20 protein-coding genes are annotated in these 17,331 nt (G+C 61.1%); 13 read left to right on the forward strand and 7 right to left on the reverse strand.

Going from position 1 to position 17,331, the window contains the following annotated elements:
• Window positions 1-17: 17 nt before the first annotated feature.
• From AC1Q6I_RS23085 to AC1Q6I_RS23140, 12 genes are all read left to right on the forward strand, one after another.
• Window positions 18-620: a hypothetical protein gene (locus AC1Q6I_RS23085; protein WP_102624687.1), complete on the forward strand. Its 603-nt coding sequence runs from the start codon at window positions 18-20 to the stop codon at window positions 618-620.
• Between the two features lie 49 nt (window positions 621-669).
• A complete protein-coding gene (locus AC1Q6I_RS23090; RefSeq protein ID WP_102624686.1) occupies window positions 670-1,461 on the forward strand; it encodes a DNA-methyltransferase in 792 nt (263 codons plus the stop codon).
• Between the two features lie 43 nt (window positions 1,462-1,504).
• Entirely contained in the window at window positions 1,505-1,756 is a 252-nt protein-coding gene (locus AC1Q6I_RS23095) for a hypothetical protein (protein ID WP_219730625.1), read from the forward strand.
• Window positions 1,753-2,478, forward strand: a complete 726-nt coding sequence (locus tag AC1Q6I_RS23100) for a hypothetical protein (protein WP_102624685.1) — start codon at window positions 1,753-1,755, stop codon at window positions 2,476-2,478. The genes AC1Q6I_RS23095 and AC1Q6I_RS23100 overlap by 4 nt, the downstream gene beginning before the upstream one ends.
• Window positions 2,479-2,527: 49 nt before the next feature.
• Window positions 2,528-2,737, forward strand: a complete 210-nt coding sequence (locus AC1Q6I_RS23105) for a hypothetical protein (protein WP_146015773.1) — start codon at window positions 2,528-2,530, stop codon at window positions 2,735-2,737.
• A 36-nt stretch (window positions 2,738-2,773) separates the two neighbouring features.
• A complete protein-coding gene (locus tag AC1Q6I_RS23110) occupies window positions 2,774-2,929 on the forward strand; it encodes a hypothetical protein (protein ID WP_158244438.1) in 156 nt (51 codons plus the stop codon).
• Window positions 2,930-2,964: 35 nt separating this feature from the next.
• Window positions 2,965-3,309, forward strand: a complete 345-nt coding sequence (locus AC1Q6I_RS23115; RefSeq protein ID WP_256581290.1) for a helix-turn-helix domain-containing protein — start codon at window positions 2,965-2,967, stop codon at window positions 3,307-3,309.
• Window positions 3,210-4,331 carry a tyrosine-type recombinase/integrase gene (locus AC1Q6I_RS23120; protein WP_256581291.1) on the forward strand — a complete coding sequence of 374 codons (1,122 nt, stop codon included), beginning with the start codon at window positions 3,210-3,212 and terminating at the stop codon, window positions 4,329-4,331. Before AC1Q6I_RS23115 ends, AC1Q6I_RS23120 begins: the two co-directional genes overlap by 100 nt.
• A 38-nt stretch (window positions 4,332-4,369) precedes the next feature.
• Window positions 4,370-6,142, forward strand: a complete 1,773-nt coding sequence (locus tag AC1Q6I_RS23125; protein WP_102624683.1) for an N-acetylglutaminylglutamine amidotransferase — start codon at window positions 4,370-4,372, stop codon at window positions 6,140-6,142.
• Between the two features lie 3 nt (window positions 6,143-6,145).
• Window positions 6,146-7,894 carry an N-acetylglutaminylglutamine synthetase gene (ngg, locus tag AC1Q6I_RS23130; RefSeq protein ID WP_102624682.1) on the forward strand — a complete coding sequence of 583 codons (1,749 nt, stop codon included), beginning with the start codon at window positions 6,146-6,148 and terminating at the stop codon, window positions 7,892-7,894.
• Window positions 7,895-8,345: 451 nt separating this feature from the next.
• Window positions 8,346-9,530 (forward strand): osmoprotectant NAGGN system M42 family peptidase, encoded by a 1,185-nt coding sequence (locus AC1Q6I_RS23135; RefSeq protein ID WP_069076725.1) that lies wholly within the window; start codon window positions 8,346-8,348, stop codon window positions 9,528-9,530.
• A 59-nt stretch (window positions 9,531-9,589) separates the two neighbouring features.
• Window positions 9,590-9,817, forward strand: a complete 228-nt coding sequence (locus AC1Q6I_RS23140) for a YheU family protein (RefSeq protein ID WP_003236706.1) — start codon at window positions 9,590-9,592, stop codon at window positions 9,815-9,817.
• Between the two features lie 8 nt (window positions 9,818-9,825).
• On the opposite strand, the gene csrA is transcribed toward AC1Q6I_RS23140, so the two are convergent.
• Together csrA and AC1Q6I_RS23150 are read right to left on the reverse strand one after the other, a co-directional pair.
• Window positions 9,826-10,023 carry a carbon storage regulator CsrA gene (gene csrA / locus AC1Q6I_RS23145; RefSeq protein WP_069076724.1) on the reverse strand — a complete coding sequence of 66 codons (198 nt, stop codon included), beginning with the start codon at window positions 10,021-10,023 and terminating at the stop codon, window positions 9,826-9,828.
• 188 nt (window positions 10,024-10,211) lie between these two features.
• Complete coding sequence (locus AC1Q6I_RS23150; RefSeq protein ID WP_024076618.1) at window positions 10,212-11,027, reverse strand: SDR family oxidoreductase; 816 nt, start codon at window positions 11,025-11,027, stop codon at window positions 10,212-10,214.
• A 328-nt stretch (window positions 11,028-11,355) separates the two neighbouring features.
• Between AC1Q6I_RS23150 and AC1Q6I_RS23155 the strand changes: the two genes are divergently transcribed.
• The gene (locus AC1Q6I_RS23155; protein WP_010208879.1) at window positions 11,356-11,508 is read left to right on the forward strand and encodes a DUF3309 family protein; all 153 of its coding nucleotides are present in this window, start codon (window positions 11,356-11,358) and stop codon (window positions 11,506-11,508) included.
• Window positions 11,509-11,561: 53 nt separating this feature from the next.
• On the opposite strand, the gene AC1Q6I_RS23160 is transcribed toward AC1Q6I_RS23155, so the two are convergent.
• The 5 genes from AC1Q6I_RS23160 to AC1Q6I_RS23180 form a co-directional block, all read right to left on the reverse strand.
• The gene (locus tag AC1Q6I_RS23160) at window positions 11,562-13,649 is read right to left on the reverse strand and encodes an LTA synthase family protein (RefSeq protein WP_102625220.1); all 2,088 of its coding nucleotides are present in this window, start codon (window positions 13,647-13,649) and stop codon (window positions 11,562-11,564) included.
• 410 nt (window positions 13,650-14,059) lie between these two features.
• On the reverse strand, window positions 14,060-14,251 hold the full coding sequence (locus tag AC1Q6I_RS23165; protein ID WP_024076620.1) for a PLDc N-terminal domain-containing protein: 192 nt from the start codon (window positions 14,249-14,251) through the stop codon (window positions 14,060-14,062).
• 67 nt (window positions 14,252-14,318) lie between these two features.
• On the reverse strand, window positions 14,319-14,849 hold the full coding sequence (locus AC1Q6I_RS23170; RefSeq protein ID WP_024076621.1) for a hypothetical protein: 531 nt from the start codon (window positions 14,847-14,849) through the stop codon (window positions 14,319-14,321).
• Window positions 14,850-14,890: 41 nt separating this feature from the next.
• Window positions 14,891-15,406 carry an ankyrin repeat domain-containing protein gene (locus AC1Q6I_RS23175; RefSeq protein ID WP_024076622.1) on the reverse strand — a complete coding sequence of 172 codons (516 nt, stop codon included), beginning with the start codon at window positions 15,404-15,406 and terminating at the stop codon, window positions 14,891-14,893.
• A 97-nt stretch (window positions 15,407-15,503) separates the two neighbouring features.
• Window positions 15,504-17,330 (reverse strand): long-chain-acyl-CoA synthetase, encoded by a 1,827-nt coding sequence (locus AC1Q6I_RS23180; RefSeq protein ID WP_102625221.1) that lies wholly within the window; start codon window positions 17,328-17,330, stop codon window positions 15,504-15,506.
• Between the last annotated feature and the right edge of the window lies 1 nt (window position 17,331).

Raw genomic sequence — 17,331 nt, forward strand, 5'->3', positions numbered from 1 at the left:
GCGGCAAGGACGAAGTCATGCCTGCACAAAAGCCAATCATCATGTACGACGCGCCAGAAGCAGCCAGCCTCAAAACGGTAACCGGCTGGGTTTCTGCTGATGGCCGTTTTTTCGGCAGCAATGAGGACCTTGCCCGCTATTCCGGCGCTACTCATCGCCGCTGCGAAGCGAACCCTGAGCATCAAATCTATGAGGTGAACAGCTACTGCAAGCAATGCCACCAGGCAAGGCGCCAAGCGAAGTTTGCGGCGATGCCGATCAAAGAGTGGTCCGGGGAGCCGCTGGTGTTCTTCGACGGTGACCAGTACTTCTTCGATGAAGACAGCCTGCGCGACTACCTGGTCGAAAACGAGGTCGACCTGGCCGACCTGCAGCTCTGCATCTGTGAACCGAACTACCCCAGCCAAATCGACCCGGCAGACCACTTCTGCGATGACTTGCCGGAGGACGGCGAGATTCGTGACGACCAACTGCTCGCGGCATTCGAGTTGCTCAACGAGATGATCCGCCAGTCCGAGCCCCTTTCGTGGTCGGAAGGCGAGTACGTCGCGAAGCTCCCGCAGTCGCTTATCGATGAGGTAACCGCAGCAAGGGCGGCAGCCTGCGAGGTAACGCCATGATCGCCACCCTCTGGTTCGCCTACGTGTTCATCTACAAGGGGCCAAGGCCATGAGCGAATACCAGCTCTATCTCGGCGACTGCCTGGAGGTCATGAAGCAGTTGCCAGATTCCAGCGTCGACATGGTGCTGGCCGACTTGCCCTACGGCACCACCCAATGCGCCTGGGACACCATCATCCCGCTCGAGCCGCTCTGGCGTGAGTACCTGCGGATAGCCAAGCCAGAGGCCGCCATTGTTTTGTGCGCGGCCCAGCCGTTCGCCTCAATGCTGGTGGCGAGCAACCCCAAGCTCTACAAGTACGAATGGATCTGGGAGAAAGGCAACGCCACAGGCTTCCTGAACTCAAAGAAGCAGCCGCTGCGGGCACATGAAAGCGCCCAGGTCTTCTATCGCAAACAACCGGTGTACAACCCGCAGATGTCCACCGGGCATGAGCGCAAGACCGCGAAGCGAAAGACGGTCAACTCGGAGTGCTACGGAAAAGCCTTGGCCCTGACCGAGTACGACTCGACGGAGCGGTACCCGCGGTCGGTGCAGTTCTTTTCCAGCGACAAGCAAACCGGAAGCTTTCATCCGACGCAAAAACCCGTGGCCTGGATGTCGTTCCTGATCAGCACCTATACCAAGCCCGGCCAGGTGGTCATGGACAACAGCATGGGCAGCGGCACCACCGGTGTCGCTTGCATGCAGCTTGGCCGGCAGTTCATCGGCATTGAGCGTGATCTCGACGAAGACGGCAATCGCCTCGGCTACTTCGATATCGCCCATCAACGAATCACCGACGCAATTGCCGAGCGCGACGCACCGGTACCGCAAATCGATCTGTTCGCAACAGCCTAACTCCAATCCCCCTACATGCCTGCCGGTGAGCGGCGGTCGAGGTATGCGCGTGAATATTTATCGACACACCTTCGCAGCCGTTTGCCCGTCCGACGGCGAAACGATCATCTACCGGCTTGAGTTGCGGTCTCCCGCAATGATCCACGTCGAGCACATCCGGGCAGCGACTGCGCTGATCAAAAAAGGCTGGCACGAACAGATAGCCGACCGCCTGGCTGAATCCCTGGGCGGTGATCAAACCATCATCGCCACGCACCAGGGCGTTGAGATCGAAACAGTGAGGCTTAGCGGATGATTGCATACCACGGCACGCCGGTCGGCGGCACCCGTCAAGACGGCGCCAGGTTCCTTGCCGGCCGGCATGCCCTGGTGCCGTTCCCTCGCCAGGATGACATGGGCATCGTCGCTGATGTCTGCCAGTCGTTTGTGTTCGACAACGGTGCGTTTTCAGTCTGGAAGAAAGGCGGCAAGCTAGATGTTGATGGCTACACCGCCTGGGTTGGGCAATGGCACCGACATCCCGGTTTCGATTGGGCGCTGATCCCGGATGTCATAGACGGCGACGAGGCGGCCAACGACGCGCTTCTGGAAGCCTGGCCCAAAGAGTTGCGTGGTGTGCCGGTCTGGCACCTGCACGAGTCACTGGACAGACTGCAGCGACTCGCCGCCGATTGGCCGACAGTGGCCATAGGCAGTTCGGGGCAATGGGCGCACCCGGGAACGACGGCCTGGTGGAAGCGGATGGGTTCAGCGATGGATGTAATCTGCGACGACCAGGGCCGGCCGGCATGTCGCCTTCACGGCCTCAGGATGCTCGACCCCGCGATATTCCAGCATCTGCCCTTCGCGTCAGCCGACAGCACGAACGCCGCGGTAAACGGTGGAAGCATCAGTCGCTTCGGCATGTATGCCCCACCGACCGCCGGCCAGCGCGCAAACGTAATCGCCGACCGCATTGAGTCGCACAACAGCTCACCGATCTGGCAGAGAGAAACCCAGGCCGAAATGGCGCTGTAACCCCAATCCCCCAACATGCCTGCCGATGAGCGGCGGGCGAGGTATTCCTATGCCCGAAAGAATTCCGTGTAGCGAGTACGACGCCGAGAAGGTGCGCTGCCTCAGCGGGTTTCCCGTTCTGCATTCGGTATGCCACGGCGCTCAGTCCGGGTGTCCGACCTGCGGCGTGCCGGGCACCGCCCCCATGTGCATGCGCGAAGACCTGCCTGCGCACTTGATACGTCCTGACGGCATGCCGATCGGCTGGCCGAACAAATAACCCACCTTCTGCCGCACAGCGCGGCAAGGACACGCCATGACCATCACCAAGATCATCAAAGGCCCACACCGCTTTGGCGGTTATTGGTGGGTCATTGCGGACTGCAGCGGCATCAAGCAGCACATGTCCTTTCGCACAGAACAGCAGGCACGCGCCGTAGCCCCAGGGCAGGACAGCGTGACAACCCACTGAATACTCTGCCGCCGTGTGCGGTATGGAGCACCAACATGGCAACAGCCGAAAAGCTGGGCGATGAGTCCGGCCATGACAAGGTCACCGAAAAGCGGATGGCCGAACTGCTGGGCACCACGCCAAAAGCCCTGCAGCGCAAGCGAGAACGTAACATCATCCCAGCCGGCGTCTGGTCGAAGATCGACGGACGAATCATGTACAGCAAATGGAGGTACGACGAATGGCTAGAGAGCCAATGGAGCTGCCCACCGGAGTTGAGCTTGTCGGGAAATCGATCAGGATCAGGTTCTCCTGGAACAAGAAGCGGCACTGCGAAACGCTCGCTCTCCCGCAAACCCCCAAAGGAATCGCAGCAGCCGAGGCTTTACGTTCTCAAGTGATTCAGCTGGCCAAGCTGGGCGCGCTGACACCGGAAAAGTACCGGGAGCTTTTCCCGAACAGCCGGAGCGACTCCACTGGGAACATGCCGATATTTTTCGACTACGCCCAGGACTGGCTGAACAGCCTCCAGATCGAAGACAGCACCCGCAAGAACTACCGTAGCACCATGCAAACCTACTGGGTGCCGCACCTGGCCACGTTCCCGCTCGACAAGATCACTCCGGTGCTGATGCGGAAAATCGTCAACGGGATTGCCTGGACATCACCATCACGCAGGAAGGGTGCAATCCGACTGGTCACAGGCATGCTGACCCAGGCGGTGAGCGATGAGTTGATACTGAGGAACCCGGCAAATTCGATCCCGGCGACCCGGGTTACAAAGCGCGAGATCGACCCATTCAGCCGCGAAGAGGCGGACGATTTGATCGCCAAGCTGTACGAGGTGACGAGCGGTTTGCAGGCAATTTACGCGTGTTTTTTTGAGTTTTCTTTCTATACAGGAATGCGTCCAGGCGAGGCTATGGCCCTGCGGTGGAGCGAGGTTGATACGCGCTCGAAGCGCGCCAAGGTTTGCCGTATCAGGTTGTACGGCAAGATCAAGGAGAGGACCAAAACGAAGGTTTCTAGGGAAGTTTTATTGAACGATCGAGCTTTGCAGGCACTCGAAAAAGCCAGACCACTTACGGCGGCGCGCTCTGATTATGTTTTCGCGCCGGACGGTTCGGGTGACAGATCAGAGCTATACATCCGATCCGAAACTGGGGCTAAGCGATATTGGTTGTCAGCCTTGCGCAAGAGTGGAATACGGTACCGCCGGATGTACGACACCAGGCACACCTACGCAACGATGTGCTTGATGTCCGGCATGAACCCCGCATTCATCGCTGCGCAACTTGGACACAGTGTCCAGGTGCTGCTTTCAACCTATGCCAAGTGGATCAGCTCTTCGAGTGATTTCGCGGAGCTTGAGAAGCTGGATTTACCGAAAAACGGTACAAATTTGGTACTTGAAAACCGGTAGATGCGCCCAGGCCCAGCAAAAACAAGGCCCTATGCAATATGTGCGGATTAGCTGGAGAACTACGTTTTGATGCCCAACCTGCCGACCTGGCAGCGATTGAACGCATCACCCATCACTTGGCCCCCCGTGGCCCCGACGCCTGGGGCTTTCATGCCCAAGGGCCGATTGCCCTGGGCCATCGACGCCTGAAAATCATGGACCTGTCGGATGGCTCGGCCCAACCGATGGTTGACGCCCAGCTGGGGCTGTCCCTGGCGTTCAACGGTGCAATCTATAACTTCCCGGAACTGCGCCAGGAGCTCGAAGCCCTGGGCTATGCCTTCTATTCCGGCGGCGACACCGAAGTGCTGCTCAAGGGCTATCACGCCTGGGGCGAGGCTCTGCTGCCCAAGCTCAACGGCATGTTCGCGTTTGCCATCTGGGAGCGCGACGCCCAGCGCCTGTTTATCGCCCGCGACCGCCTGGGCGTGAAGCCGTTGTACCTCTCACGTACCGGCCAGCGTTTGCGCTTTGCCTCAACCCTGCCAGCCCTGCTCAAGGGCGGCGATATCAACCCGATCCTCGACCCCGTCGCACTCAACCATTACCTGAACTTCCATGCCGTGGTGCCTGCACCGCGCACGCTGCTGGCAGGCATCGAAAAACTGCCGCCCGCCACCTGGATGCGCGTCGACGCCAAGGGCAACACCGAGCAAAAAACCTGGTGGAGCCTGCCCTACGGCCCGCGAGAGGATGAGCGCAACCTCACGCTGGAAGACTGGACCGACCGCGTGCTCGACAGCACCCGCGAGGCCGTGGCGATTCGCCAACGCGCCGCCGTGGATGTCGGCGTGCTGCTCTCCGGTGGCGTCGATTCGAGCCTGCTCGTCGGCTTGTTGCGGGAAGTCGGCGTGCAGGACCTGTCGACCTTCTCCATCGGTTTTGAAGACGCTGGCGGCGAGCGCGGCGATGAATTCCAGTATTCAGACCTGATCGCCAAGCACTACGGCACCCGCCACCATCAATTGCGCATCGCCGAAAGCGAGATCATAGATCAACTGCCGGCCGCGTTCCGCGCCATGAGCGAGCCGATGGTCAGTCATGACTGCATTGCCTTCTACCTCTTGTCCCGGGAAGTGGCCAAGCATTGCAAGGTGGTGCAAAGCGGCCAGGGCGCCGACGAACTGTTTGCCGGTTACCACTGGTACCCGCAGGTGGACGGTGCCAGCGATCCGTATGCCGCGTACCGCGAGGCGTTTTTCGACCGCAGCTACGACGACTACGCCGCCACCGTCGCTCCAAAATGGCTGACCGCCAACGATGCCGCTGGCGATTTCGTGCGTGAGCATTTCGCGATGCCCGGCGCCGATGCCGCCGTGGACAAGGCCCTGCGCCTGGACAGCACGGTGATGCTGGTGGACGACCCGGTCAAACGCGTCGACAACATGACCATGGCCTGGGGCCTGGAGGCCCGCACGCCGTTCCTCGACTACCGCCTGGTGGAGCTGTCGGCACGCGTCCCCGGTCAATTCAAGTTGCCCGACGGCGGCAAGCAGGTACTCAAGGAAGCGGCGCGCCGGGTGATCCCGAGCGAAGTCATCGACCGCAAGAAAGGCTACTTCCCGGTGCCAGGGCTCAAGCATTTGCAGGGCGACACCTTGAACTGGGTGCGTGAACTGCTGCTCGACCCCAGCCAGGATCGCGGCCTGTTCAACCCGGCCATGCTCGATCGCCTGCTGACTGACCCGCAGGGCCAACTGACGCCGTTGCGCGGCTCCAAGCTGTGGCAACTGGCAGCGCTGAACCTGTGGCTCAGCGAACAAGGAATCTGATCCATGAAACCGAATGCCGCGGCTTACAGCCAACGCTTGCTCAAGGGCCAGGCGCCGACCTATGAGCGCCTGCAGGCGCGCCTGGCCGAAGATGGCAGCCCACTGGCCGCCGAGCCGATTGCGGTGCATTGCGGCTGGGGCCGGCTGTTGATCGGCCACACCTTTCCCGACCCGGCCAGCCTGGCCCAGGAACTGCTCAACGAGCAGCCCGGCGAGCGCGACATCGCGCTGTACGTGGCTGCGCCCCAACAGATCCTCGGGATCGATCCGCAGCAGTTGTTCCTGGATCCGTCCGATACCCTGCGCCTGTGGTTCAGCGACTATCGCCCTGCCACCCGGGTGTTTCGCGGCTTCCGGATTCGCCGGGTCCAGACCGAGGCCGATTGGCTCGCGGTCAACCAGCTCTATCAGGGCCGCGGCATGTTGCCCGTCGACGCCGAGCGCCTCACGCCGCGTCATGAAGGAGGCCCGGTGTACTGGTTGGCCGAGGATGAGGACAGCGGCGCAGTGATCGGCAGCGTCATGGGCCTGAATCACCCCAAAGCCTTCCACGACCCGGAAAACGGATGCAGCCTGTGGTGCCTGGCCGTCGACCCGCAATGCACGCGCCCCGGCGTGGGCGAAGTGCTGGTGCGCCACCTGGTGGAACACTTTATGAGCCGTGGCCTGAGCTACCTCGACCTGTCGGTGCTGCACGACAACCGCCAAGCCAAGAGCCTGTACGCCAAGCTGGGCTTCCGCGCGCTGACCACCTTTGCGATCAAGCGCAAGAACGGTATCAACCAGCCGCTGTTCCTCGGCCCCGGCCCGCAGGCGGGGTTCAACCCCTATGCGCGGATCATCGTCGAAGAAGCCCATCGGCGCGGCATCGACGTGCAGGTGGACGACGCCGATGCGGGGCTGTTCACCCTCAGCCATGGCGGGCGTCGCGTGCGTTGCCGGGAGTCATTGAGCGACCTGACCAGCGCCATCAGCATGACCCTGTGCCAGGACAAGAGCCTTACGCACAAGGTATTGAAGGCCGCCGGTTTGAAACTGCCTTCCCAGCAACTGGCGGGCAGCGCCGATGACAACCTGGAGTTCCTCGACGAACACCAGCGCATCGTGGTCAAGCCGTTGGACGGCGAGCAAGGCCAGGGTGTAGCGGTGGACCTGCAAGAGATTGACGAGGTGCAACAGGCCATCGAAGCGGCTCGGCAGTTCGACAGCCGCGTATTGCTCGAGAGCTTCCACGAGGGTCTCGACCTGCGCATCCTGGTGATCGGCTTCGAAGTCGTGGCCGCTGCGATTCGCCGCCCGGCCGAAGTAATCGGCGACGGCCAGCACTCTATCCGCACGCTGATCGAGGCGCAAAGCCGGCGCCGTCAGGCCGCTACCGATGGCGAAAGCAAAATCCCCCTGGATGCCGAAACCGAACGCACCTTGAAAGCCGCTGGCTACGACTACAACAGCATCCTGCCCCGTGGTGTGCAATTGGCTGTGCGCCGTACTGCCAACCTGCACACGGGCGGGTGCCTGGAAGATGTGACGGGCATCCTGCATCCCACCCTGGTCGACGCCGCCGTACGCGCCGCCCGCGCGCTGGATATCCCCGTGGTGGGCCTGGACCTGCTGGTGCCCGCGGCCGATCAACCGGAATACGTGTTTATCGAAGCCAACGAACGGGCCGGGCTGGCCAACCATGAACCGCAGCCGACGGCAGAGAAGTTTGTGGATTTGTTGTTTCCACACAGTCAGCCGACCGCTCAATAAACCCTGTGGCGAGGGGGCCTGTGGTGGCGAGCGGGCTTGTTGTGGCGAGCGGGCTTGCCCCGCGTTGGGCTGCGCAGCAGCCCCCCACATGTGCCAATGAGGTCTGACTGAAAGAGCGTGGTGCTTGGAGAGAGGGGGCTGCTGCGCAGCCCAACGCGGGGCAAGCCCTAATGCCGTTCAGTTAAGCGTACATCGCCTTCTGTAGGAGCGAGCTTGCTCGCGAAAAACGTCAACGATAACGCGTGTTTCCTGAGTGAACGCGGCGCCTGTGAGTTCTTCGCGAGCAAGCTCGCTCCTACAAAAAAGCCTTAACTGAACGGCATTAGGGCAAGCCCGCTCGCCACAACAAGCTAGCTCGCCACAACAAGTCCGTTTGCCACAACAAGCCAGCTCTCCACAACAAGCCAGCTCGCCACAAAACCGCCCTTATCTTATCCAGTCAGGAGTCTTTATGACCCGAACCATCCCCGAACCGGATCTCAACTACCTGCAAAAAGTGCTGCTGGAAATGCTCGCCATCCCCAGCCCCACCGGGTTTACCGATACCATCGTGCGCTATGTCGCCGAACGCCTGGAAGAGCTGGGCATCCCGTTTGAAATGACCCGTCGCGGCACCATTCGCGCCACCCTCAAGGGCCAGAAGAACAGCCCCGACCGCGCAGTATCGGCGCACTTGGACACCATCGGCGCCGCCGTCCGCGCGATCAAGGATAACGGACGCCTGACCCTGGCCCCCGTCGGTTGCTGGTCAAGCCGCTTTGCCGAGGGCAGCCGCGTCAGCCTGTTCACCGACAACGGCGTGATCCGTGGCAGCGTCCTGCCATTGATGGCCTCAGGGCACGCATTCAATACCGCCGTGGATGAAATGCCGGTGAGCTGGGACCATGTGGAGCTGCGCCTGGACGCCTACTGCGCGACCCGTGCCGACTGCGACTCCCTGGGGATCGGCATCGGTGACTACGTGGCGTTCGACCCCCTGCCCGAGTTCACCGAAAGCGGCCATATCAGTGCGCGCCACTTGGACGACAAGGCCGGTGTCGCCGCCCTGCTCGCCGCGCTCAAGGCCATCGTCGACAGCGGCGAACCCTTGCTGATCGACTGCCACCCGCTGTTCACCATCACCGAGGAAACCGGCAGCGGCGCAGCGGCTGCCCTGCCCTGGGATGTGAGTGAGTTTGTCGGCATCGATATCGCACCGGTCGCCCCTGGCCAGCACTCCAGCGAGCACGCGGTGAGCGTGGCGATGCAGGACTCCGGCGGGCCGTATGACTATCACCTGTCCCGCCACCTGCTGCGCCTGGCGTCGGACAATGAACTGCCGGTGCGTCGCGACCTGTTTCGTTATTACTTCAGCGATGCCCATTCGGCGGTGACCGCTGGCCACGATATCCGCACCGCGCTGCTGGCGTTTGGTTGCGATGCGACCCACGGCTACGAGCGCACCCATATCGACAGCCTGGCGGCCCTGAGTCGCCTGCTGAGCGCGTATATCCTCAGCCCCCCCGTGTTTGCCAGCGATGCGCAACCGGCCCAGGGTTCACTGGACAGGTTCAGCCATCAGATCGAGCACGAAACGCAGATGGAGAGCGACACGCGTGTGCCGCCGGTAGACAGCCTGGTCGGTCAGAAGTCCTGACGCTGGCAACAATGGTCCCGGCGCAGTAGCATCGCCGGGATTCTCTAGTTGAGGCTTGTATGCTGATTCCCTACGACGCACTTGAAGTCGACACCCTGACCCGCCTGATCGAAGACTTCGTCACCCGCGACGGTACCGACAATGGCGACGACACGCCCCTGGAAACCCGGGTATTGCGCGTGCGCCAGGCGCTGACCAAGGGCCAGGCATTGATCGTATTCGACCCCGACAGCGAACAATGCCAGTTGATGCTCAAGCACGACGTGCCCAAGCATCTGTTCGACTGAGCGCAGTTTCAGGCGTTGGGTTGCGGATGGGCGCCGGCACCCTGGCGTTCGACGATCTTCTCAAACACCTCGGCGCGGTGCACATTGACGCCCACCGGCGCTTGGATGCCGAATTTAACCTGGGTACCGTTCAGTTCGAGGATGTGCAAGGCGATGTCATCGCCAATAGAGATGATTTCGCCTACGGCGCGGCTTAAGACCAGCATGGCGGTTGTCCTTTTCGAGTGACAGGACCTTGACCTTGCGCGCTTGGATTTGTGGCAGCAATGGCTTGCGGCTAAATCAGGCAGCGCCTACATAGGCGGGTAAATTGCCTGACAGACAGAGGCTTGGTTGTGGCGGGTTTAGCGGGGCATATCCGTTACCAAGGAAACGGATATGCACACCATCCCAATCACCCCCTGACAGCCTGGGCCTTCGCGCGCATCTTATCCGCCATCACGGTCATCTCGTCATACAGCAACTGCGGGTTCTTCTGCTTCAACGCCCACGCCATCCGGCCCTGCTCATGGGGCAGGATCATGAACTCGCCCTGGGCCACCCGCTGGTAAATGTAATCGGCGATATCCGCCGCCGAAATCGGTGAGCTCTCGAGCAACTTGCCCACCTGCGCTTTCATTGCCGGGGTCGGTCCACGGAACGAGTCCAACAGGTTGGTCTGGAAAAACGACGGGCAGACCACGTGCACCCCCACTTCCTGCTGCTTGAGCTCCACCAACAGGCTTTCTGATAGCGCCACTACGCCGGCCTTGGCCACGTTGTAGTTGCTCATGGCCGGGCCCTGCATCAGTGCTGCCATCGAAGCAATGTTGATGATGCGGCCCTTGCTCTTTTCCAGCAGCGGCAGGAACGCCTTGCAGCCCTTGACCACGCCCATCAGGTTGATCGCGATCTGCCAGTCCCAATCCTCCAGGGACAGTTCGGCGAAGAACCCACCGGAGGCCACGCCGGCATTGTTGACGATCACATCTATGCCACCCAGCTTCTCCTCGCAGGCCTGGGCAAAGGCCGTGAGCTGACTGTAGTCGCGCACGTCGCAGCGCTGGATAAAACCGTCGCCACCGGCCTCGCGCACCCGCTTCAAGGTTTCCTGCAGGCCCGGCTCACTGACATCCGACAAGGCCAGTTGCCAACCCTCGCGGGCCCAGCGCAGAGCGATTTCACGACCCAGGCCGGACCCGGCGCCAGTGATCATCATGCGATTTTGCATAGAAAGTAGCCTTGTGGTTCACAGAAGAAGTGATCGGCAGTGTAGCGAAGGTTTTTCCTACACCCACGCACCATCAGAGTGATGAATGCCCCAGGCAAACCGCGGGCTCGGTCGGATACCTGCCCGCAGGCTAAGTTCAATCTTTTTCAACTAAGCAGGTGCATTGGCGAGGGTATTAAAAGAAATAAGCGACGCTGCAAAACGCTTTAAAAAAACATGGAATTTTCCACGCAGGCGCACAGTCGGAGTTATTAAGGCGTCCGTATTCAACTGTCGGGCCTATCGTTAAATAACCGGTCTTTACAGAAGGCCTACAAGGAAAAAAACTATGAGCCTCATTCTGATCATTATCCTGATCCTTCTACTGGTCGGTGGCCTTCCAGTGTTCCCGCACTCCCGTAGCTGGGGTTATGGTCCGTCGGGTATTCTCGGTGTGGTCCTGGTCGTCCTGCTGGTGTTGTTGCTGCTCGGCAAGATATAAAAGCCGGGCAAAAAAAGAGGCCTTCTTGAAGGCCTCTTTTTATTGCCGGTCAATTAGTCCGGCTTGCCATCAACCACCCCTGCGGTGTTATCCAACAGGCTCTTGGTTGCGGTCTGCAGGAACGATTCAAGCTTCTGCTTCAGTGCAGCTTCGTCCGGCGAATCAGGAATGACCTTACCGGTTGGCTCGGCGCCCAATTCGTATTCCCACAACTTCGGTGGCATTTCCTTAGGCAACACCAGCACGCGGTCGCCAGTGAGCAACGCCACGGTCTGGTCGCTGCCCGAAGGCTTGATCACGCCGAAACCCTTGTCGCCTTCCGGCAGGTTCAGCAGGTCACGCCCCCAGCACTGGTGCAGGGTGTCGCCGCCAAGACGCCCCATGATAGTCGGGACGATGTCGATCTGGGTGCCCACGGTGTGGTCACGCTCGCCGAACTTCTCCTGGATACCCGGTGCGATCATCAGCATCGGCACATTGAAGCGGCCCAGGTCCATTTCGGTGATCTGCTGTTCATTGCCAAAGCCGTGGTCACCCACGATCACGAACAGGGTTTCCTTGAAGTACGGCTCTTTGCGGGCCTTTTCAAAGAACTGGCCCAGGGCCCAGTCGGAGTAGCGCATGGCCGTCAAATGCTCGTCGAGGCTGCCACGGCCGGTCACTTTATCCACCGGCAACGGGTTGGGCAGCGCGTACGGCGTGTGGTTGGACAGGGTTTGCAGCAATGCGTAGAAAGGCTTGCCGCCTTCGCGGGCCTTCAACTCTTCCAGGCCACGGTTGAACATGTCCTGGTCGGACACGCCCCAGGTCGGGTCGGAGAACACCGGGTTGACGAAGTCATTGCGGCCAATGAAGTTGGTCATGCCCTGGTTGCTGAAGAAACCGGACTGGTTGTCCCAGGCGAAGTCGCCGTTGTAGACATACACGTCGTCAAACTTGCGCTCACTGAGCAACTGCGGCAGGCCCGACAGCTTGTGACTGCCTTCGGGGGTCTGCATCAGGTATTCGAAGCCCGGCAGGTTCGGGAAGCAGGCCATGGTGGCGAACATACCCTGGTGGGTGTGAGTGCCATTGGAGAAGAAGCGGTCGAACAGCAGGCCTTCCTTGGACAACTTGTCGAAGTACGGCGTGATATTACCCGGGCGACCCAAGGCGCCCACCGAGTGACCGGCGAAGCTTTCCATCAGGATCACGACGACGTTCTTGATCGGCAGGGTTTTTTCGGCCGGCGGCGTGTAGTCACGGCGCACGGCGGCGGTGTCGGTATCCACCAGTTTCTCTTGCGGCAAGACCAGCATGTCGCGCACGGTCTGGGTGGCCAGCGGTTGATCCAGGGTGGCTTTCCAGATGTTGGAGCGTTCTTCGGAGAAGCGCGACTTGGCCGCGGCGATCAGCGACAAGGTGCCATTGAGGCCCAACTGGTTGGCGAAGTTCGACTCGGTGGTGTAGACGTCACCCCAACGCAGCGGCGGGCCCTGGCGCAGGGTGCCACGAGCAGCGACGACCGCGACCAGCAGGCAAACCACGAACACCGCGATGCGCGAGTACCACGGCGCCACCTGGCGGGTACCGATGCTGCCACCGCTGAACGGGCCGCGCGGGCGCGTGGCACGGTCGGCACCCTTGAAGGCGATGCTCAGGATCAGCGTGCCCACGGCCCAGGCCAGCAGGTAGCGCACCACTGGGAAACCGTACCAGAGCATGCTCATCACGGTCTTCGGGTCTTCCTTGACATACTGGAAGACCAGGCCGTTGAGGCGCTGGTGGAATTCGCGGTAGAAGTCCATCTCCATCAAGCCCAGGAACAGGGCGATGCTGGACGCAACGGTCAGCCACAAACGGAAGAACCCACGCGCGGCCATGGCCCGTACGCTGAACAGGGCCAGCAGCAGCGGGATCAGCACGTACACCACCAGGCGAATATCCAGGCGCAGGCCGTTGGCGAACGCTTCCAGGAAGGTCGAGGCCGGGGTGTCGAGGATCATCTCGCGGTTGTAGGCCAGCAGCGCCAGGCGCAGCAGGGAAAACATCACCATCATGACCAGTGCGCAAAGCAGCGTGTACGCCAGATGGGATTTGACGGTCGGTTGCAGCAGGCGATTAGAAGCTCGCTGCTGACTCAGGGCGTCCGGGTTTGCCATGTCGTTTCAGGACCCATTGGAAGTTTAAGTTGCGAAATAAAGCAATGGCGCTCGGCCTCGCCCAGGCTGGCTGGGGGTAGGCGGTTTGCGCGGTGGCGCAAATGGTGCCCGATCAATGCGAGCAACGCTATTAATTACTGAATGTGCGCCCCCCTTCTGCCGTTAACGGCACTGGAGATAGAGCCTTGGGGCGGCGATTCAAAGCGGGCGAATTGTCTTGGATGGGATGTGAAAATTTCGTGCAGCGAATATTTCGACACACAAATCTCTGGAGTGCGCTGAAGACCACTGTGGGAGGGGGCTTGCTCCCGATAGCGGTGGGTCAGCCAACTCATCTGGCACTGCCACACCGCTATCGGGAGCAAGCCCCCTCCCACACTTATTGCTCACACGCCAAAGGGAGTGAGGGGTCAGATCCGCACATTACCGCGCGGCCCGGCGATCGCCCAGATGATCAGGCCCAACACTGGCAGCAACAGGATCAACAGGATCCAGAGCACCTTGGCCCCGGTGCTTGCGCCGCTTTGGAACACATTGATGATCGCCCAGATATCCAGCGCCAGGATGATCAACCCGATCAGACCGTTGAAAGTAGAACCCATGGTGTCGCTCCTAAGTGAGGGCATGCCCTTGTAGGATAGTCAGCCCTGGCGGGGGTTCCGTTTTATTTCAGACGTGAACGGCCACCTTCAACGCTTCCAGGGAAGGCTCGCCCTTGATGCCGACTTCGGCACACAGCGCCAACACGCGCGCCAGGTCGTTGCCGTACACCAGCACCGCCTGAATCTCGTCATCCAGCGGTTGGCTGAAGTTCATCAACACATAGCCGCCGTCTTCCGGGCTCAGGGCGCTCATCTGGATCTGGATGCGGTTGAGGGCGGTCAGCGCTTCGGTCTTGGCCAGTTGCTTGGGCTTGAGGTTGAATGCCACGCCCGGGCCGAACGACGCGACGATCTGGGCAAACAGATCACTGTAAGTATCGGCCTGGAACAGCACGGTGTCCGGCAGGCTGCCGACCACCACCCACTCCCCCAGCGGGATCGGGAAGGTGTCGTCGTAGTTGATGTCCGGATTGGCCGCCAGGAAGGCCGCAGGGTCTGCGTAGGCCTGGGCGGCCTCTTCGGCGATGCGCGCCACCTCGTCGTCGCTCATGAGGCCAGTGCTGATGTTGCTGATGAGTTCGACGAGGGCGGTTTTCATGGGGCGATCCTGTGACGGGCTGGTTTTCGAGGGCGCGTAGCCTACACCAGTTTCTGCAACTGCGCCGCCGTATCCATCGCGCCCATGGTCTGCGCCGCTGCCAGCACCGTCGCACCCTGGGCATCGACCGCCCTGGGGTTCGCGCCCTGGCCCAGCAGGTAGTCCACCATCTCAACGCGGTTGAACATCGCCGCCATCATCAGTGCCGTGCGGCCGTCCGAGGATGCTGCGTCAACCGGCGCGCCACCCTCGATCAGGGCCTTGACCACGGGCAGGTTGCCCTTGAACGCCGCGCCAGCGATCGGCAGTTGGTTCTTGTCATTGGCGATCAGCGGGTCAGCCTTGAATTCCAGCAGCACTTTTACCGCCTCGGCGTGGCCATGGTAGGCCGCGAGCATCAGCAAGGTGTCGCCGTTGTGGTTGCGCAGGTTGGCCGGCAAGCCTTTGGCCAGCAGCGCGGCGAGCATGGCCGCGTCGCCTTTGCGGGCCACGTCGAAGACCTGCTCGGCAAATTCGGCGGCTTCGTCTTCGGTCATTCGTTTGGCGTGGTCTGACATGGGGAGGCTCCTGTTCTGGTGCTTTATATGGCGCCCAGTGTCGCGATGGAGTTCCCCACTGTCATGGCTTTTTTGTCAAAAGCCTTCATAGACACAATCAATAGCGGAACTCACCGCCCTGGATCTGCGCCAATAATTGCCCGGTGACCGGCACGTAGCTGTCCGAGCCCGGCAACCACGCGTAGACCGGATCGTTGCCCGCCTTGTCCGGGTCGAAGGCTTCTTCCTTGAGCCGTACCTTCTGGTACTTGAAGGTGCCAGTGGTCTCCATCTTCACCTTGATCCGCAGGAACAACGGCACCGCATAGTGCGGCAATTGACCATGGGCGAATTGCAGCAGTTCGCGCATATCCAGGGCCGCCAGGGATTCACTGGGAGTGATGGCGACCATGCCAGCGCGGCCGTTGGTGTTTTCGATCTCGACACCATAGGCCACGACCTCGGCGATCTGCGGGTGTTGCAGCAGGATGTTCTCGACTTCGGTGGTGGAAACGTTCTCGCCCTTCCAGCGATAGGTATCCCCCAGACGATCGACAAACTGCGCATGACCAAAGCCGATGCTGCGTAACAAGTCGCCGGTATTGAAGTAGCGATCGCCCTTTTCGAACACGTCGGTCAGCACCACCTTGCGGTTTTTTTCCGGGTCGGTGTAGCCATCGAACGGCGACTTTTCATCGATCCTGGCCAGCAACAGGCCCTGGCCGCCCGTTTGCACCTTGCGCATGAAGCCATCACTGCCCCGCAGCGGTTCGCCGCTCTCCGGGACGTAATCCACCAGCGCCCAATGTTGCAGGCAAAAGCCGATGGTGTTGTCGAAGTTCAGCACGTTGGTAAAGCCGATATTGCCATCGCTGGCGGCATACAGTTCGCAGATATGCTCGACGCCAAAGCGCTGTTTGAATTGTGCCCAAACACCGGGGCGCAAGCCGTTGCCGACCATCTTGGTCACCTGGTTATCGCGATCCTGGGTGCTGGTGGGCTGGTCAAGCAGGTAGCGGCACAATTCCCCGACATACCCGAGGGTAGTGGCGTTGAATTTGCGCGCATCGTCCCAGAACTGGCTGGCGCTGAATTTGCGCCGAATGGCGAATCCCGAGGCACCAATGATCGCCGCCCCCCAGCACACGCACAGACCGGTGGCGTGGTACAGCGGCAAGGTGCAATACATGACATCGTCCGGGCCCATGTCCAGGGCGATGCTGCCGAAACTGACGGCGGTCCTGGTCCAGCGACCATGTTTCATGATGCCGGCCTTGGGCAGGCCGGTGGTGCCGGAGGTGTAGATATAGAAGCAGGGGTCGCTGAAGAAGATCCGGGCACTGCTGGCGGGGTTGTCTGGCGAACAGTCGGCACTGGCGGCCATCAGGTCGACATACCCCTCGGGGACCGCGCTGGCATGCTGATCCGCGACGAACCAGGTGCGCTCCGCCGGGATCGACACTTGATCGCGCACCACCGTATAGGCATCCACCAATTCCGCGCCGACCACGATTGCCACCGGGCTGACCAGGTTCAGGCTGTGCACCAACGCCGCCTGGGTTTGTGCGGTATTGAGCATGGCGCAGATGCCGCCAAGCTTGGCCACCGCCAGCACGTTCAGCAGCAACTCGGGACGGTTTTCGATAAACAGCGCGACGACGTCACCCTTGCCGATGCCTTGGGAGGCCAGATGATGGGCGATGCGGTTGGCACGCTGGTTAGCGTCGCGGTAGCTGAGCATGCTGTCGCCGTAGAGCAAGGCGGCGCCATCAGGGTTACGCAGGGTGGCTTGTTCGAAGTGCCAGCCCAGGCCGCAAGGCTGCGCCGGGTCGGTGACATTCGCAGCGCGCATGCCGCGCACCACTCGAGGCAAGGCCCGCACGATGGCTGGCACCTTACGCAGCATCATGCCCCAGGTGATCATGTCGTTTGGCTGATGGCTCATG

The organism is Pseudomonas sp. MPR-R2A5 (assembly GCF_058793055.1).

What these genes read in the sequence shown, in the direction of transcription:
- AC1Q6I_RS23125 (WP_102624683.1), top strand. Translation starts at nt 4,370, where the DNA reads ATGTGCGGATTAGCTGGAGAACTACGTTTTGATGCCCAACCTGCCGAC.
- AC1Q6I_RS23175 (WP_024076622.1), bottom strand. Translation starts at nt 15,406, where the DNA reads ATGTCAGACCACGCCAAACGAATGACCGAAGACGAAGCCGCCGAATTT.
- csrA (WP_069076724.1), bottom strand. Translation starts at nt 10,023, where the DNA reads ATGCTGGTCTTAAGCCGCGCCGTAGGCGAAATCATCTCTATTGGCGAT.
- AC1Q6I_RS23140 (WP_003236706.1), top strand. Translation starts at nt 9,590, where the DNA reads ATGCTGATTCCCTACGACGCACTTGAAGTCGACACCCTGACCCGCCTG.
- AC1Q6I_RS23090 (WP_102624686.1), top strand. Translation starts at nt 670, where the DNA reads ATGAGCGAATACCAGCTCTATCTCGGCGACTGCCTGGAGGTCATGAAG.
- AC1Q6I_RS23135 (WP_069076725.1), top strand. Translation starts at nt 8,346, where the DNA reads ATGACCCGAACCATCCCCGAACCGGATCTCAACTACCTGCAAAAAGTG.
- AC1Q6I_RS23160 (WP_102625220.1), bottom strand. Translation starts at nt 13,649, where the DNA reads ATGGCAAACCCGGACGCCCTGAGTCAGCAGCGAGCTTCTAATCGCCTG.
- AC1Q6I_RS23095 (WP_219730625.1), top strand. Translation starts at nt 1,505, where the DNA reads ATGCGCGTGAATATTTATCGACACACCTTCGCAGCCGTTTGCCCGTCC.
- ngg (WP_102624682.1), top strand. Translation starts at nt 6,146, where the DNA reads ATGAAACCGAATGCCGCGGCTTACAGCCAACGCTTGCTCAAGGGCCAG.
- AC1Q6I_RS23115 (WP_256581290.1), top strand. Translation starts at nt 2,965, where the DNA reads ATGGCAACAGCCGAAAAGCTGGGCGATGAGTCCGGCCATGACAAGGTC.
- AC1Q6I_RS23085 (WP_102624687.1), top strand. Translation starts at nt 18, where the DNA reads ATGCCTGCACAAAAGCCAATCATCATGTACGACGCGCCAGAAGCAGCC.
- AC1Q6I_RS23165 (WP_024076620.1), bottom strand. Translation starts at nt 14,251, where the DNA reads ATGGGTTCTACTTTCAACGGTCTGATCGGGTTGATCATCCTGGCGCTG.
- AC1Q6I_RS23105 (WP_146015773.1), top strand. Translation starts at nt 2,528, where the DNA reads ATGCCCGAAAGAATTCCGTGTAGCGAGTACGACGCCGAGAAGGTGCGC.
- AC1Q6I_RS23150 (WP_024076618.1), bottom strand. Translation starts at nt 11,027, where the DNA reads ATGCAAAATCGCATGATGATCACTGGCGCCGGGTCCGGCCTGGGTCGT.
- AC1Q6I_RS23170 (WP_024076621.1), bottom strand. Translation starts at nt 14,849, where the DNA reads ATGAAAACCGCCCTCGTCGAACTCATCAGCAACATCAGCACTGGCCTC.
- AC1Q6I_RS23100 (WP_102624685.1), top strand. Translation starts at nt 1,753, where the DNA reads ATGATTGCATACCACGGCACGCCGGTCGGCGGCACCCGTCAAGACGGC.
- AC1Q6I_RS23110 (WP_158244438.1), top strand. Translation starts at nt 2,774, where the DNA reads ATGACCATCACCAAGATCATCAAAGGCCCACACCGCTTTGGCGGTTAT.
- AC1Q6I_RS23180 (WP_102625221.1), bottom strand. Translation starts at nt 17,330, where the DNA reads ATGAGCCATCAGCCAAACGACATGATCACCTGGGGCATGATGCTGCGT.
- AC1Q6I_RS23155 (WP_010208879.1), top strand. Translation starts at nt 11,356, where the DNA reads ATGAGCCTCATTCTGATCATTATCCTGATCCTTCTACTGGTCGGTGGC.